Origin of the sequence: Oceanobacillus picturae, from assembly GCF_000612865.1 — a bacterium.
Taxonomy (GTDB): domain Bacteria; phylum Bacillota; class Bacilli; order Bacillales; family Amphibacillaceae; genus Oceanobacillus_B; species Oceanobacillus_B jordanicus.
In genome coordinates, this window is the sequence record NZ_CCAX010000001.1 from 2,183,629 (window position 1) to 2,198,765 (window position 15,137).

The window sequence follows — 15,137 nt, forward strand, 5'->3', positions numbered from 1 at the left end:
AAAATAACTAAACGATGGACTGTTGGAGACTCGCTTAGCGGCGAGCCTTCTTCTTTCCTAATCGTAATAGAAAGGAAAAATGACATGGCGCTATTTCAATGTGAATTTTCGTCAGAAGTTTTATCAAGATCTGTTTCCATGAACGTCATTTTACCACAGCCTTCCTTTAAGAATGGTGCTACAGGAAACAAGAAATATCCAACCCTATTTCTTCTACATGGCTTCAGTGACAATCACACTGCCTATCTTAGAACTACATCTATTGAGCGGTATGCCGCTGACAAGGGGCTTGCTATCGTTATGCCAGGCCTTGATAACAGCTATTATACAGATATGGCTCATGGCGGAAGGTACTGGACATTTTTAACGGAAGAGCTTCCTGCTGCTGCCAGATCTTTCTTCCCCCTTTCTGAGAAACGGGAGGACAACTTTGTAGCAGGTCATTCGATGGGCGGCTTTGGTGCATTGAAATGGGCATTGAATTTCCCTGATCGCTTTGCAGCAGTAGCTAGCATGTCTGGTGTCACCGATATGGTATACCATTTAGCAAATGTTAGAAAAGAGCCTGGTGACAAAAAGCGTTCATTGGAGCTCGTTTTTGGTGAAGCGGATGTCAGCAAAACAGAGAATGATTTAATCTATAAGCTGGAGCGGTTAAATGAATCATCCAGTGAAAAACCAATGCTTTATCAATCTTGTGGTACTGAAGATTTTTTATATGAACATAATTTACGTTTTCATCGTATTTGCAAAGAAGCAGGCCTTGACTATACGTATGATTTCGGACCTGGAGACCATACTTGGGAGTATTGGGATGATAAGATCCAGGACATATTGAAGTGGCTCCCTATTCGGTAAAATTCAGGTAATTCCTAGCATGTAATGTATGATACGATGTTAGTAATGAATCGTTGGAGGAAAATGACATGGCAACTATAAAAGATGTAGCAAAACGTGCTGGGGTCGCAATATCCACTGTTTCCTACGCCTTAAACAACAGTCCAAGAATAAGTATGGCAACAAAGAAAAGGGTTGAAGAAGCGGCGAAAGCATTAAACTATAAGAAAAACGGCTTTGCTTCGGACTTAAAAAGAACAAAGACAAACACCATCGCACTGCTTTTGAGCGATCTTTCTGGACCTTTCTATTCAGACCTTATTCAAGGGGTGCAGGATGTCACATCTGCTAATGGGTATGATCTAATTGCTTGTAGTTCGATTGGCGGCGCACAATCAACCGCAGTAAAATTTCTCACAGAAAAGCGTGTAGATGGAGCGATTATTCTTGCCCATAATATTAGTGACGCCATTACACTGGACGCAGCACAGCACGGCTCCCCACTCGTTGTGCTTGATCGATATTTGGAAGATGAGTCTATCTACCACGTGGAAGTGGATAATATACAGGGGGGCTATCATGCCACAGAATATTTAATCAACCATGGCCATAAGCAAATTGCGTTTATTAGCGGACCAGCAGCCTCTCACGATAACGTGCAACGGTATAAAGGATATCGACAGGCATTAGAAAACTATAATATTACGTATCAATCAAAATGGGATATTGCCAGCGACTTCACCCGAGAGGGCGGCTACCGGGCGACAAAATTGCTTATCGCCCAGCGGAACCTTCCTCAAGCCATTTTTTACGCAAATGATGAGATGGCAGTCGGTGGACTTCAAGCTTTTAAAGAAAACAACATCAGCATTCCCGATGATATTTCCATCATTGGTTATGATGATATCCAATTATCCGAATATGTAACCCCGCCACTAACAACTATTAAACAGCCAAAATACGAAGTCGGGGCCCTTGCTGCCCACCTCATCTTTCAACTGTTAGGCGGCGAAAAAACAGATCACCATTACAAGCTTTCAACAGAACTTGTAGAGCGCGAATCTGTGAAGCATATGACAGAATAGATTAGATTAGGGAAGCTCTAACCATGTGGTTGGAGCTTTTTTTGTGGGGGTGGTTGATTGGGAGCTCCATGTGATCGATTGGACTGCTCTTCTGGTTGATTGGGAGCATCTTGTGATCGATTAGACCGCTCTTCTGGTTGATTGGGAGCATCTTGTGATCGATTAGACTGCTCTTCTGGTTGATTGGGAGCGTTATGTGATCGATTAGACTGCTCTTCTCGTTGATTGGGAGCATCTTGTGATTGATTGGACTGCTCTTCTCGTTGATTGGGAGCTCCATGTGAGCGATCAGACTGCTCTTCTCGTTGATTGGGAGCTCCATGTGATTGATTAGACTGCTCTTCTCGTTGATTGGGAGCATCTTGTGAGCGATTTAAGCAACTAAAGGTTAATAAAATCTGCAAAACAAAAAGCTCCTCACCAAGGAGGAGCTTTCGCCTTCATCTAAATCTACGCTTTTAATTGTTTTATTTCTTCTAATTGCTTCATAACACTTTCGACCAAAGGACTTCCTGCTTCTAAGCCTGCTACAGATTGTAGTGCTTGTTCATATCCTTGCTGTGCTACTTTTTCTTGCAATTCTACTGCTTCCGCATCCTCATCAAATTGATAGGAAAGGGCAGCAGCAATTGTTTTTGCTAGAAATACGGGTTCTTTGCCTGTTGTTTCTAAGTACACGCTAGCAGGGCGAATAAGACGGTCTTTTGCGCCAAGCTTACGAATTGGTCCACGTCCTACACGTGTTACCTCATCAGAAATATACGGGTTTTGGAAACGGCCGATAATTTTCTTAATATACGTCTGGTGTTCATCTCTATCAAAGCCGTACGTTTGAATTAATGCTTCACCGGATTCATTTAATGTACCGCTTAGGATTTCTAGAACTTTTTCATCGTGCATTGCTTCATTAATGGTTTTGTAGCCCATGTAATGCCCGATATATGCAGGTACAGTATGTCCAGTATTCACCGTGAACAATTTACGTTCAATATACGGCGTTAAATCTTCGACAAAGGTAATGCCGTCAATATTCGGGACTTCGCCTTTGATTGCAGAACGGTCTACCACCCACTCGTAATATGGCTCTACAGATACTTCAAGCAGGTCCTCATTAACCTGGTTTGGTACAATGCGGTCAACTGCTGCGTCAGGGAAACCAAATAGCGTAGCCATTTTTTCCTGTTCTTCTGCTGGCACATGATCCATTACTTTTTCTTTTAATAACGTACTTCCACCAACCATGTTTTCACATGCAATAATATTCAGCTCCGTTGGATTGGAAGCTAGTCGTGCACGTAAGCCTTTGGCAATTAACTCTGCGATAATTGGTAGGATGTTTGGCCCAACCGCCGTTGTGACAATATCAGCTTTTTCAATTGCAGCAACCACACTATCTGGGTTTTGCATACTATTTATCCCAGAAACATTTTTCACAGTCAGCTGTTCTTTGTTTTCTGCAGCCAAAATAACATTATACTGTTGTTTATTGTTTAATTCCTCAATCACTTTATCATTTACGTCGACAAATGTAGTGTGATAGCCTGCTTGATAAAGTAAGGCGCCAATAAACCCACGCCCGATGTTTCCTGCTCCAAAATGTACGGCTTGCATTTAGTTCACCTCACTGAAAATACGGATGATCTCTTCTTCTGAAGAAGCATCAAGAATGGTTTGAATGTTTTCTTCTTCTGAAAGAACAATCGCAATTTTAGATAGAACCTCCAAATGCTCGTCACCTTTACCAGCAATACCAATAAGAACTTTAACGATATTTCCATCGCCAAAATCAATGCCTTCTGGAACTGTCACAACAGAAAGGCCAGTTTCTGTAACCATTCCTTTTGCATCCTCTGTGCCATGAGGGATAGCAACGTTATTTCCCATGAAAGTAGATGTCAATTCTTCACGCTCTAACATTTTATCGATGTAAGAAGCCTCTACATAGCCATTGTCTGCTAGGATGCCACCCGTGTAACGAATTGCCTCTTCTTTGCTGTTTAATGATACATTTAGTTTAATATTGTCTTTGCTTAATACTTCTTTTGCCATAGCTTGATGCACTCCTTATAATAAATTTTTTTCTTTTAGTAATTTTTGAAACTCCTCTATAAAAAGCTGCTTTATCGCTGCTTCTTCCCCGGATTCAAACAACTGAATCCGCTCCCTGCCCTGGATGATCATCCCACTTAGTAAACTCATGACCTCCAACGCTTCCTGTTCTGTCTCTTCTGGTGCCAGCATGAGCAGGATAGTCTGCATTTGCATGTCCCGATCATCCATCCCCTTTACAGTTACCGGATGTTCAAGATGGTATACCGTGAAGCTCGGTCTGTTCACATCATTGGACCTGGTGTGATACAATCCTAACTTCGTTTCTGGTATCCCAAGTCCACTCAGTTTTTCACGTTCTACAAGCATTTGAAAAACTTGATTAGGATCAGAAAGGGCTCCCTCCTGTGCCAGCTCTGTGCAGAAGATATGCAGCATATCTTTTGTAGTTCGTTTTTCAGCAAGTCTCTTTACCGAAAAATGATCAAGGATCTGTAACATAACGCGGGAATAAACCTCGACGACTCGAAGCCTGCCAATAAACTCTTCAGCAGAAGTTGTTGTGGCAATCATGCCATGTGCTTCCCTATTAACTGGCTTCTTAGTTACAGTTAACTTTTTTTGTCGGATCGCTTTTTTAATCCGGTGCACTTCTTGCTTTGTCAGAATTGGCGAAGCTAGGATATACTCTCCATCAAAGCCCTGCAACGGGATAGTCGACACGATAATATCATAGCCACCAACCGGCAATTCCTGCAGATCAAACATAGATTTATTATCGACATGTCTAATCTCGGGTATGCGTTGTTGTAAGGTTGTGGCAAGCATTTTGGCCGTCCCAATTCCGCTAGAACAGATAACAAGAGCGTGTAAGTCTGTTTTGTTATCGTCATGCAAAAGAATGGCGGCAAAATGCAGTACCAAATAGCCAATTTCATCGTCTGGAAAAGAGATACCTGGAAAAACTTCCAAAACACCAGCCCGCACGATGTCAAAAAGATCGCGATAATCATTCATGATCTCTTTTAAGAGTGGATTCTTTATATTCATTTCCTGTTGCAACCGATACATAGTCGGCTTCAAATGTGCTACGAGGTCGTTTAACATGACCGCATTTTCCGCTAAGTCCACATTCAATTGATTTCCAACATGGTCTATAAGAGCTTTTGCTTTAAAAGCGATATCCATACTTGTATCTTCAATGAGATAATTCTGATCCGCGCGTAGCTTAGCGCCTAATAAATGCATCGTGATATAACCGATCTCATCCTCTGGGATGTCCATATCCAGTGAGACTTCTAAATCCAACAACATTCTCTTGGCTATCGAGAATTCCCTTGTACCTTGCAGCTGCTTCCAGGACGTTGGATCAAAGCGAATCTTTTCTCCTCTTTTTAAACGCTCCATCGCCAAAGCCAAGTGGACAACCAACCCAACATAGGCACTATCAGCCAAGTCATTAGGCAGTTCATGTCTTGCCTGTTCCACTCTTTCTTCAATAACATGCAGCTTATCAGCATCCACTAAACCAAGTAATCGATTGGAGATTTTATCTGTTTGAATCCCTGATTTTTTCTGGATGTTTTGCTTGATTAAGCTGATAAAATCATAAGGCTCTACATATTGGGAAATCAAGTTACTGATCGCAGCCCGTTTACTTGCTTCTTTTCCTGTGATTTGAACACCAGAGCCTCTTTTTCGGATAAGCTGCAGATTGTACCTCTCCAATTCTGTTTCAAGCTGATCAAGGTCATTTCTTACAGTAGCAGTTGTTACGCGTAATTCACTGCTTAATGCATACAATTTTATTGGCTCTTGCGCCTCAAACAAAATGGAAAGAATGACTGCCTGCCTTTCTTCTGAAGAAAGATCAAGCTCCGCTGTTTGCATCAGCTCTTTGTTTAATCTGTCTTTATCTTCCTTTTTCCCTTCAAGCGAAAGGCCTACACCTGCACGCTTTACTAAATTTAGCTGAAATTCTTTTGCCAAATCCTCTAGTTCTTTAAGGTCTCGGTGAATGGTCCGCTCACTAACATCGAGTGTCGCTGCAATTTCCTTCACTGTTATCCCTTCATATGCCTGAAGTAAAACCTGAAGCATCCTCCGAACCCGTGCTGTGATATACAAGCCATTCACCTCCCTTATCGTTTCGTATTAAATTAACTTTGTGTTATCGAGCAAGTTGGCTGGGGTATCGGCCGCGCGAGCCTGAACTTCGACCGTGAGTCCCATACCATCGGCCGTGCGAGGCTATACATCGCCCGTGAGACTTCAATCATCGGCCGTGCGAGCCTGAACTTCGCCCGTGAGACTTCAATCATCGGCCGCGCGAGTCTCATCTTCGCCCGTGAGTCCCACACCATCGGCCGTGCGAGTCTCATCTTCGACCGTGAGTCCCACACCATCGGCCGCGCACATCCCTTTTCAACTTTTAAAAAACATAAGAGGGCAAGGAGTTTCCCCCTGCCCTACTTTTTATCTTACTACTTTTTTAGTCTCTCTACCAATTGATCATATTTTGGACTGTTTAAGAAGTTCTCAACAGAAATATGCTCAGCAGTTGGAATTTTTTCCTTCGCACGATCCGTAAGATCTTTATGCGTAATAACGATATCTGCATCATCCGGGATCTCGTTAATGGCATGGTTATTAACATAAATGTCAATATCAGCTTTCTTAAATTTGTTCTTCAATAAGGAAGCTCCCATTGCACTTGAACCCATACCTGCATCACAGGCGAAAATAACCTTGTCAACTTCTGATGCGTCTTTTTCTGTATCGACTGGCGTTTGATTCAATGCTTCTGCCTCAGCAGTTTCACCGGCATTTAATGTACCAGCTACAGAACTTTTCTTCCCTTTCATGGCTTCCATTTGGCCAGTAGCTTCTGCTAAGTCTTCTTCTTTTGATTTGCTTGTTTTCAAGATTACAGACGCAATTAAAAAGGAAACAACAGCGGCTACAAGTACACCAAGTGTTACACCAAGATAGCTATCTGGTGTTGCCATTGCATAGACTGCAAAAATACTTCCTGGTGAAGCTGCAGCTCTAAGTCCTGCATCAAATAAAGAAAGTGTGAACACACCACTCATACCCCCACCGATTACTGCTAACAGTAACATTGGCTTCATGAGGATGTATGGGAAGTAAATTTCATGGATACCACCAACAAATTGGATGAGTGCTGCACCAGGCGCAGAGGCCTTTGATGCACCCTTACCAAAAATACTGAAGGCAAGTAAGATTCCAAGACCTGGCCCTGGGTTTGCTTCCAATAGGAATAGGATCGATTTGCCAGCATTTGCTGCTTGTTCGACACCAATTGGACTTAAGATACCATGGTTAATCGCATTGTTTAAGAATAGAATTTTTGCTGGTTCAATAATAATACTTGCTAATGGTAGTAATCCTGCACCAATAATCGCTTCAACACCAGCAGCTAACCCATTGTTGAGACCTTCTACAACAGGACCAATTGCTAATGAAGCAAGTATTGCAAGAATTGCTCCGATAATACCAGAAGAGAAGTTATTGTAAAGCATCTCAAAACCGGATCTTACTTTATCTTTAAACAAATCATCAAATTTCTTCATAATGTAACCAGAAAGTGGTCCCATTACCATTGCGCCGAGGAACATTGGAATACCTGCACCAACGATAACCCCCATTGTTGCAGTTGCCCCGACAACCCCACCACGTAAATCGTAAACCATTCGTCCACCAGTAAAACCGATCAATAGTGGTAATAAGTATTTAATCATAGGGTCAACCATTGCCGCAAGACTTTCATTTGGCGTGAAGCCATCTGGAATAAAGAGTGCTGTAATAATCCCCCACGCAATAAATGCGCCGATATTTGGCATGATCATGCCGCTTAAGTAACTACCAAAGCGTTGAACCTTGGCGCGAAAACCTTTCTTTTCTGCCATTTTCGTTACCCCTCTCAAATTATAATGAATATATAAATGAAAACATTTTACTATCCTAATTCTATTCCCCAAATTCGAGTAGTACAACGTAATCTAAATACAACTTTGGCAAAACACTTGTTGACAAAATTTGATGAGAAGGCTTAGAAGATGTATTGTTAGTTGGGGATTCGTTTGTTGAGGATTAAGTCATGGGCTAGTAACCTCTCTTGGAGAGTATCTGCATCGTCCGCGAGCCCGCACCTTCGCCCGTCATGACTTCTACATCGCCTTAGAGACTAGAACTATCGCTAGTGAAAACTACTGCATCGCCCTTGAGTCTGCTTCCTTCGCCTGTGAGAACTTTTGCTTCGGCCGTGAGAACCGCACCTTCGCCTTCCAGCTACACTTTATCGCCCGTGAACTCCCCGGCACCTCCCAGTCGTCCGACTAGCGTTATTTTCCCTTAACCTCTTTTATGTATACAAAAAAACGCCCTTCTCGGACGTTTCTTATATATATCCCCTATTGTTTAACCTTGCTCTGGATAAAAGAGCACTTTTCTGTATGATTCTTTTCGATTAATAATGCGATCAAAAGTTTCTGGACCTGCTGATAAAGGCAGGCGGTGACTAATAATTGGTTTAATTTTAAGTTGGCCTGTTGCCATATAATGAATTGTCGTACTCCACTCCCTGCCCGGAAATGGAGAAGAAATGGCATTCCATGAGCCGTATACGTTTAATTCGTTGCGAACGATTTTTTCAAAAAAGAAGCGTTCAATATTAATATCTGCGTACGGGATGCCCATAAATACGACCTCGCCACCCTTTTTAGGTAAAGAAAAGATTTGCGCTGACGTTATCGGTGATCCCGCTGACTCTACGGCCAGATCTACTCCTGTGCCATTTGTATGTTCAAGAATCTGTTCATGTGCTGGTTTATCAAGCGGATTAATTAGCACATCTGCCCCCAATTCTTGCGCCACACTTAATTTGGCAGGATCGATATCAATGGCGTAGACCTTTTTCGCTCCAAAGATTTTTGCCCATTGTACAGCCAACAACCCAATATTTCCACAGCCCATTACCGCAACTTCAGCCCCTGGCCTAATTGTTGTACGGTAAAAACCATGTACCACAACCGCGGAAGGTTCTACTAATGCCGCGCTATCAAAGTCAACTTCATCTGGAAGTGGTAAAACATTCTCTTCTGGTAATTTAACAAATTCCGCATAGGCACCAGGGTGTCTCGCGCCAATTACCGTAAGCTTTTCACATCTAGCAAGCTCTCCCTTTTTACAGCTTTCACATTCCCCGCAATAAAAACTTGGACAAGCTGCAACACGGTCTCCTGGCTTTACAGTGGTGACATTATTTCCAACTTCCACAACCTCGCCAGAAAACTCATGCCCGAAAATCATCCCTTCAACGTATGGGCCTAGCTTGCTGTATCTAGATATGTCAGAGCCACAAATCCCTACTGCTTTTACTTTTATAATGACATCATCTGTATCTGTTATAACGGCTTTTTCTGCTTCCTCGAAGCGAATATCTTGCTTCCCGTAAAGTTTAAGGGATCGCAATTCTCTCACCCTTTCTCCATTACTTTAACTTGCTGCTTTATCCTTCTTCTTTGTTGTAAGCTTAAGAACCACAGCGCCTATTAAAATCGTGTTAAAAATTACCTGATATTCAAAATAAAAACTGGAAACGGACCGAAATGGACCAATCATAAAATCCAAAAATGTATCCATCATAAAAATCACCTTCATTTCCATAAATTAGTCATACCCCACTGAGACGTGGGGTCCGATCTATTCTACCGGCGTCAATAATACCTTAATTGCTTCACCGCTTTTAATAGCCTGATACGCCGCATCCCAATCTTCAATCGTATATTCATGTGTCACGAGTGACTTCGCATTAACACTTCCATTGTTCATCAGCTCAAGAGATGGTTCCCAGTCTGCCGATTTTTGACTCCTGCTACCGACAACACGGATTTCCTTTTGAATAATTTTTTCTAAGTCAAAGGAAATCTCAGGTTTAGCGAACAAACCAACCTGGCCGTATTGGCCTTTTTTACGCAATAGATCAAGTGCCTGCTTCGCTGCAGGAACTGCCCCTGAACATTCGAAAACAACATCGGCGCCATAGCCGTCTGTTAAGCTATTTACGAGTTCTTTAATATCCTGATCCTGTGTGTTAACGGTATAGTCAATGCCCAATTCTTTCGCTTTATCAAGACGAACTTTATCATTGGTCAATCCAGTGATAATAACGGTTGCTCCCTTACTTTTAACAACCTGTGCGGTAAGCAATCCAATTGGTCCTGGCCCAATAACAACCACCACATCACCTTGGTTAATTTCTGTTTTGGCAACAGCATGGTACGTACAAGCCAATGGCTCCGTCATCGCTGCTGATTGAAAATCAACGTTTTCCGGTAACTTATGAACACTTTCTTTTCTTGCAACGAGGAACTTTGCAAAGCCACCATCCTGCTGTGTACCCAAGCCTTTTCGATGATTGCAGAGATTGTAGTCACCTGATTTACAGTAAGCACACTCTCCACATATATAGAACGTTGTCTCTGATGTAACCCGATCTCCCACTTGGAATTCTGTTACACCTTCGCCAACCGATACAACTTCACCGGAAAATTCATGTCCTAACGTAACAGGAACACCCACTTTGTAATGTCCTTCATACGTGTGTATATCTGATCCGCATATCCCTGCATACTTCACTTCAATTTTCACTTGATCTCGACCAGGCTCCGGCACGTGCTTATCTTGCACTTCCAGATTGCCAAAGCCTTGTGCTGTTTTCACTAGTGCCTTCATGCTAATTCCTCCCATGCTTGAATTGTACGGTTAACCCTTAATTAAATAAGGAGAAAAGTTTATAAATGACATAGTTTACAATGTTTCCACCTTGGTCAATACTTGAAATTTGTGCAGATCCTTCTGGCATATTGAAATCTGCATTCTCCGCCATTTGTGTAAACATTGGTGCGACATCTGTTGCAATGTAAAGCGAAATTGCGATCATCACAGTTCCTACAATGACAGAATGCACGATATTACCTCTTGCAGCTCCTACAATAAATGCCACAATAAATGGAATGGTTGCCAAGTCACCAAATGGAAGTACTGCGTTTCCTGGTAGAATAACAGCTAAAACAACTGTGATTGGTACGAGAATAAGAGCTGTAGAGATAACTGCAGGATGCCCAAGTGCAACCGCTGCATCAAGTCCGATTAAAATTTCTCTATCACCAAAACGTTTATTTAACCATTCTCGTGCTGATTCGGATACAGGCATTAGCCCTTCCATCAAAATCTTAACCATACGTGGCATTAATACCATAACGGCTGCCATCGCCATTCCAATTTCAATTACATCGCCAACACTATATCCAGCAAGCGCACCAATCGCTGCCCCGAGGAATAGTCCAATGAAAATGGATTCGCCAAAGATACCAAAGCGTTTTTGAATGGTTTCAGGATCTGAATTCCAGTTTTTGATTCCAGGTACTTTTTGCAACCCTTTAACTAAGAAAATTCCTGGTGCGTAAGAGATCGTACTTCCTGTAGCGATCGATACGCCTGGTAGTTCATAAAATTCGCTCATCATTGGTGCAGTCCAATCCGCCACCTTCAGACAAACAATTTGGAATAGAACAGCAGCGATCAATCCTTGAACAATACTGTCAGAAATCGCATATACCATTGCTGCCATAAAGGTATAGTGCCAGAAATTCCAAATGTCTACGTTCATTGTTTTTGTTGTTTTCGTCAATAACATGACAACGTTTACAACAAGACCTAATGGAATAATAAATGCTGCTACCACAGATGCCCAGGCAATCGAGGACGTTGCTGGCCAGCCAACGTCGATGACATTTAGCTCAACACCAAGCCGATCTACCATTCCCTGTGCTGCAGGACCTAAATTTAGTACTAGTAAGTCAATAACAAGGAAAATCCCGACAAATGCTACACCTATCGTTAAACCGGAACGAAAAGCTTTACCTGGTTTCTGCCCAAAAAATAAACCTAATAGAAAAATTGCAACTGGTAAAATTACCGTAGCTCCTAAGTCAAGAAAGCCCTGTATAACATCAACAAAACCTTGCATGTTTCATCCCCCTCACAAATAATGTTTGATCCCGGAAGAACCGGGATCAATTATGAACTATTTTTTTAGTTCCTCTAAAATTTGTTTCTTTGTATCTTCTACACCAATTCCAGTTAGGAAAGCGCGTGCATTGATTACTGGAAACGGATACTCTGTTTTTGTCATTGCAGTTGTAACAAGTAAATCAGCTGTATCAACATAGCCACCTACTTCTGAAATTTTGATTTGCACCAAATTTACTTTCAGATTGTTTTCTTTTGCCATCTCTTCAATCGCACCATTCACTACAGTAGATGTCGCAATTCCAGCTCCACAAGCTACTAAAACCTGTTTCTTTTTCTCCATCTTACTCACCTCCTTTAAAGTCGAATTCTAATTTGTCTGCCAGTACTTGCATGACAGCAGCTTCACTCGTTGCTTCAACGATGGAAGCCAATGTAGCCTCATCCTGAAAGATTTGCATCAGCTTTTGTAAAAGTGACAATTGATCATGCGGCTTATCCATCGCCAGCATAAAAACGATTCTTACAGGCGTGGTCTCCTCGTCGTCACCCATTACACAAAAATCCACTGGGTCTTTCAATACCGCAACACTTATCGTTTTGCGATTTACATGCTCTACGTCTGTATGCGGGATGGCAACAGAAGCCCCTTTTGTAGGAAGTCCTGTAGCAAATTCTGCTTCTCTAGCAATAATTGCGTCTGTAAAACTATCCTTTACTAACCCCAGCGTCTGAAGGTTCTGCCCCATCTTGGTCAGCACCTCTTCTTTATTATCTGCCTCCAAGTTTAGGAGAATAATAGAATCATCAACGTACATCTCACTCATGTTGTGCCCCCCTGTTTCTCTCGTTAGTTGGTTGCGTATTTTTGTATTATATTGACAACCGTTTCTTTATCTGTTGCTTCTATCAGCGCTTTTTGATCTGCTTCGTTTCCAGCCAGTCTCATCAATTGCATTAGCGCTTTCAAATGTTTTTTCTTATCCACCGCTGCAATGATGAAAATCAACTGGATGGAGTAGTCTTCTGTAAAAGCTACCCCTTTTTTTAATCGAAGCAGACTCATAGAAACATCATTTACCCCGTCTTCTGGTGTTGCGTGTGGAATAGCAAGGTTTGGCCCGATGACGATATATGGGTCTTTTTCTTCTTCTCCCACCATTGCTTCTACGTAAGCGGAATCAATTGCCCCTTTTCGAATCAGTGGAGCGGCCCCAACTTTTAACGCCGCCTCCCAAGATGATGCAGAATCACGCAGTGTAATGGTTTCTGGTGTAATAAAATCAGCTAGTGTCATGGCAGGCTCCTTGTCCCTTTGCTTTCTTATTGCATCCGCTTCATCACGATGCAAGTAACGGTAAAGGTCTTTAGAGAGCTGCACTTCATTGGTAATCTCAGCGTGATTTTGGACAATTGCTAGAATCTCTTCCACATCAAGGTCTGATGCGATATAGCCATGTACCTCTAGCATCACCTGTTTGCGTAAGCGTGCTTTTTCTTCTGTTTCCATAAAAGAACTTGTAATAAATAATTTCTTATCTGTCTCGAGTGCAATGGGAGAGAACACTAAATCATAAGCAAATGGGTATTGTTGAAACTCCCGTACAGACAAGGTATCCAGGAAAATGAACTCTGGAAACAGCTCCTTCAGCTGACTATACATCAGTCTGGAAACGGAGATCCCTTTTGGACAGACAACAATCGCTTTCGTTTTCTCCTGAATGCTATCCCCCTGCTTTGACAGCCACCCCCCAATTAACATGGTAAGGTACGTCGTCTCACTTTCCGGGATAGGCATTCCTATTAGCTCAGCAAGTGGTTCCGTTGATTTTTTAACAAGATGATGCAGTTCCATAAATTCCTGGCTGACTGTATGCTGCATATCATGAAGCTCTGCAAGCTGGTATTTAATCCGGTAATATGCTGGCTTCACATGTAATAACAATTTGTTCAGTAATTGCTCGCGATCCCGAATAGAGATAACGGCCCTTCTCTCAAATAGGCGAAGCATATCATCCAGCGCTTCCATTAAATTAGGAATTGCTTCTTCTGTTAAAAACTCAGACCAATACACATTTGTTGTAAGCAGATAAAGCGTAATAAATAGTCGTTCTTCCATCGGAATGTCTGCAACGTCGTAAAGGATTTCTTCTGTTGCATGGTATTGCTTGGTATCCGATAACTCTTCATATTTGATATAGAAGGCTCGAATCAAATTCCCTTTTTTAATCCGACGCGTTACGAGAATCAGACTATACGGCATGGTTGCCATTCGATCATCCGTAAACTTCAAATTCAGTTTCTTTTCAACGGACTCTATTCGCTGGGTAATTTCCTTTACTTCCGCTGCCTTAATATCTACAAGACGGGAAAGAAGTTCTGCTCCGTTTTTCAGTCGGAGGATTTTTTCCAAAACATGCAAGAGCAATTTACGGATCTGGAATTCCTCGCCATCCAAAACATAGCCATCTCTTCTGGTATAACGGACTGTTAATCCATAGTTTGATATAAATTGCTGTGCTTGCTTTAAATCACTCAAGATTGTATTTTTGCTCACCTTTAGCTCGCTAGTGAAGTGAACAAGAGAAAGATCTTCCTTACTAAGCAACATCATGAGGATCATATGCATTCGATGCTCTTCCGATAGAATGCTGGTATCTTCTTGTTTTGATGTTTCTCCCTTGGAAAATGTCGTGAAAACAGATTGATCAATAATGAAAAACCCTTTTTTCGTTCTCTGAATTTCCGGGAGCTTTTCATCCGTAAGCCACTCATTAATTTTCGTGATACTGTATCCCAGCTGCCTTCTTGTTAGGCCATACTTTTGTTCAATATCCTTACTTGTAACACTTGGATTACTTATCAGTTCCTCAAGAAGTTTGTTGCTGCGGTTATCAAGTTTCATGATTAACCCCTCTTTCAAAATTAATTGTAGCACCGTATTTTAATTAGTGAACGCGCTTTCATCGCAAATAAGTGGAACACATTTGTACATTATTGTGATTTAAAAAGCAAAATACCGCTAGGATACATAGTAGCGTCGGTTTCGAGAATTGTCGAATTTAGTCGGAATGAGTCAAATTGAGTGAATTCGGTTGGGGTGGGGGGGTG

Annotated in this window: 14 protein-coding genes; 2 read left to right on the forward strand and 12 right to left on the reverse strand. The window is 41.9% G+C overall.

Annotated features, from left to right (window positions below; genetic code table 11):
* Window positions 1-84: 84 nt before the first annotated feature.
* Both BN988_RS10925 and BN988_RS10930 read left to right on the forward strand, forming a co-directional pair.
* Entirely contained in the window at window positions 85-858 is a 774-nt protein-coding gene (locus tag BN988_RS10925; protein WP_036576157.1) for an alpha/beta hydrolase, read from the forward strand.
* A gap of 68 nt (window positions 859-926) precedes the next feature.
* The gene (locus BN988_RS10930; RefSeq protein WP_036576160.1) at window positions 927-1,922 is read left to right on the forward strand and encodes a LacI family DNA-binding transcriptional regulator; all 996 of its coding nucleotides are present in this window, start codon (window positions 927-929) and stop codon (window positions 1,920-1,922) included.
* 17 nt (window positions 1,923-1,939) lie between these two features.
* Here the strand turns inward: BN988_RS10930 and BN988_RS10935 are convergent, their stop codons facing one another.
* The 12 genes from BN988_RS10935 to BN988_RS10985 all read right to left on the reverse strand — a co-directional run bounded on the left by BN988_RS10935 (window position 1,940) and on the right by BN988_RS10985 (window position 14,931).
* The gene (locus BN988_RS10935) at window positions 1,940-2,326 is read right to left on the reverse strand and encodes a hypothetical protein (RefSeq protein ID WP_036576163.1); all 387 of its coding nucleotides are present in this window, start codon (window positions 2,324-2,326) and stop codon (window positions 1,940-1,942) included.
* Between the two features lie 46 nt (window positions 2,327-2,372).
* Window positions 2,373-3,533: a mannitol-1-phosphate 5-dehydrogenase gene (locus BN988_RS10940; protein WP_036576166.1), complete on the reverse strand. Its 1,161-nt coding sequence runs from the start codon at window positions 3,531-3,533 to the stop codon at window positions 2,373-2,375.
* Complete coding sequence (locus BN988_RS10945; RefSeq protein ID WP_036576169.1) at window positions 3,534-3,971, reverse strand: PTS sugar transporter subunit IIA; 438 nt, start codon at window positions 3,969-3,971, stop codon at window positions 3,534-3,536.
* A gap of 15 nt (window positions 3,972-3,986) precedes the next feature.
* A complete protein-coding gene (locus BN988_RS10950) occupies window positions 3,987-6,098 on the reverse strand; it encodes a BglG family transcription antiterminator (RefSeq protein ID WP_036576174.1) in 2,112 nt (703 codons plus the stop codon).
* Window positions 6,099-6,454: 356 nt separating this feature from the next.
* On the reverse strand, window positions 6,455-7,900 hold the full coding sequence (locus BN988_RS10955; protein ID WP_036576176.1) for a PTS mannitol transporter subunit IICB: 1,446 nt from the start codon (window positions 7,898-7,900) through the stop codon (window positions 6,455-6,457).
* A 511-nt stretch (window positions 7,901-8,411) separates the two neighbouring features.
* The gene (locus tag BN988_RS10960) at window positions 8,412-9,464 is read right to left on the reverse strand and encodes a galactitol-1-phosphate 5-dehydrogenase (RefSeq protein WP_036576178.1); all 1,053 of its coding nucleotides are present in this window, start codon (window positions 9,462-9,464) and stop codon (window positions 8,412-8,414) included.
* A gap of 24 nt (window positions 9,465-9,488) precedes the next feature.
* Entirely contained in the window at window positions 9,489-9,635 is a 147-nt protein-coding gene (locus BN988_RS18905) for a hypothetical protein (RefSeq protein ID WP_187120247.1), read from the reverse strand.
* 60 nt (window positions 9,636-9,695) lie between these two features.
* On the reverse strand, window positions 9,696-10,727 hold the full coding sequence (locus BN988_RS10965; protein ID WP_036576180.1) for a zinc-binding dehydrogenase: 1,032 nt from the start codon (window positions 10,725-10,727) through the stop codon (window positions 9,696-9,698).
* Window positions 10,728-10,764: 37 nt separating this feature from the next.
* Window positions 10,765-12,024 (reverse strand): galactitol-specific PTS transporter subunit IIC, encoded by a 1,260-nt coding sequence (locus BN988_RS10970; protein WP_036576181.1) that lies wholly within the window; start codon window positions 12,022-12,024, stop codon window positions 10,765-10,767.
* A gap of 57 nt (window positions 12,025-12,081) precedes the next feature.
* The gene (locus BN988_RS10975; protein ID WP_036576183.1) at window positions 12,082-12,369 is read right to left on the reverse strand and encodes a PTS sugar transporter subunit IIB; all 288 of its coding nucleotides are present in this window, start codon (window positions 12,367-12,369) and stop codon (window positions 12,082-12,084) included.
* Between the two features lies 1 nt (window position 12,370).
* Window positions 12,371-12,853: a PTS sugar transporter subunit IIA gene (locus BN988_RS10980; protein ID WP_036576185.1), complete on the reverse strand. Its 483-nt coding sequence runs from the start codon at window positions 12,851-12,853 to the stop codon at window positions 12,371-12,373.
* Between the two features lie 23 nt (window positions 12,854-12,876).
* Window positions 12,877-14,931: a BglG family transcription antiterminator gene (locus BN988_RS10985; protein WP_036576186.1), complete on the reverse strand. Its 2,055-nt coding sequence runs from the start codon at window positions 14,929-14,931 to the stop codon at window positions 12,877-12,879.
* Window positions 14,932-15,137 lie beyond the last annotated feature (206 nt).

What these genes read in the sequence shown, in the direction of transcription:
- BN988_RS10930 (WP_036576160.1), top strand. Translation starts at nt 927, where the DNA reads ATGGCAACTATAAAAGATGTAGCAAAACGTGCTGGGGTCGCAATATCC.
- BN988_RS10945 (WP_036576169.1), bottom strand. Translation starts at nt 3,971, where the DNA reads ATGGCAAAAGAAGTATTAAGCAAAGACAATATTAAACTAAATGTATCA.
- BN988_RS10965 (WP_036576180.1), bottom strand. Translation starts at nt 10,727, where the DNA reads ATGAAGGCACTAGTGAAAACAGCACAAGGCTTTGGCAATCTGGAAGTG.
- BN988_RS18905 (WP_187120247.1), bottom strand. Translation starts at nt 9,635, where the DNA reads ATGGATACATTTTTGGATTTTATGATTGGTCCATTTCGGTCCGTTTCC.
- BN988_RS10955 (WP_036576176.1), bottom strand. Translation starts at nt 7,900, where the DNA reads ATGGCAGAAAAGAAAGGTTTTCGCGCCAAGGTTCAACGCTTTGGTAGT.
- BN988_RS10975 (WP_036576183.1), bottom strand. Translation starts at nt 12,369, where the DNA reads ATGGAGAAAAAGAAACAGGTTTTAGTAGCTTGTGGAGCTGGAATTGCG.
- BN988_RS10985 (WP_036576186.1), bottom strand. Translation starts at nt 14,931, where the DNA reads ATGAAACTTGATAACCGCAGCAACAAACTTCTTGAGGAACTGATAAGT.
- BN988_RS10980 (WP_036576185.1), bottom strand. Translation starts at nt 12,853, where the DNA reads ATGAGTGAGATGTACGTTGATGATTCTATTATTCTCCTAAACTTGGAG.
- BN988_RS10970 (WP_036576181.1), bottom strand. Translation starts at nt 12,024, where the DNA reads ATGCAAGGTTTTGTTGATGTTATACAGGGCTTTCTTGACTTAGGAGCT.
- BN988_RS10940 (WP_036576166.1), bottom strand. Translation starts at nt 3,533, where the DNA reads ATGCAAGCCGTACATTTTGGAGCAGGAAACATCGGGCGTGGGTTTATT.
- BN988_RS10925 (WP_036576157.1), top strand. Translation starts at nt 85, where the DNA reads ATGGCGCTATTTCAATGTGAATTTTCGTCAGAAGTTTTATCAAGATCT.